The 622-nt window shown below is 55.1% G+C and carries 1 protein-coding gene; it reads right to left on the bottom strand.

All coding sequences use genetic code 11. The features are described from left to right. Positions 1–70: 70 nt before the first annotated feature. A partial coding sequence (locus tag V3W40_RS34555; RefSeq protein ID WP_330209008.1) for an IS5 family transposase occupies positions 71–622 on the bottom strand: 552 nt, incomplete at its 5' end.

A 622-nucleotide genomic window follows, 5' to 3' on the forward strand; every position in this document is an offset into this window, starting at 1 on the left:
TCGATCAAGTCTGCTGCTTATTTCATGCATTTTTTCCGCAGCAAGCACCTTGCAGCGGCTATTTCCCTCATTACGGGCGCACCTCTCCCGCGCCAGAAAGCAAATGTCGACGTGCCATCCACAGGTTCGACAGGGCGAACAACGTCACCATCTGAGCAGTGTTTTTCACCAAGCCTCGGAAGCGCACTTTCGTATAGCCAAACTGACGCTTGATCACCCGAAATGGATGCTCAACCTTGGAGCGAACCTGAGCCTTGACTCTCTCGATCTTGCGTATTGCTTTGTACAACACGCTGCGTTTTCCGTGCTTCTTGTAGGTGCTGCGCCGGGCTGCAACCTGCCAGATGACTTGGCGTCCAGCATGCTCTTTGCGCTTCTCGACACCGGTATAGCCTGCATCGGCGCAGACCACGTTCTCAGCACCGTGTAGCAGTTTGTCGACTTGGGTCACGTCAGCCACGTTGGCCGCAGTGACCACCACGCTGTGCACCAGCCCCGAGTCATCGTCGACACCAATGTGCGCTTTGGCGCCGAAGTAATACTGGTTGCCCTTCTTCGTTTGGTGCATTTCCGGGTCGCGTTTACTGTCCTTGTTCTTGGTCGAAGTGGGCGCATGAATCAG

The organism is Pseudomonas sp. AM8 (assembly GCF_036346475.1).
Taxonomy (GTDB): Bacteria; Pseudomonadota; Gammaproteobacteria; order Pseudomonadales; family Pseudomonadaceae; genus Aquipseudomonas; species Aquipseudomonas marginalis.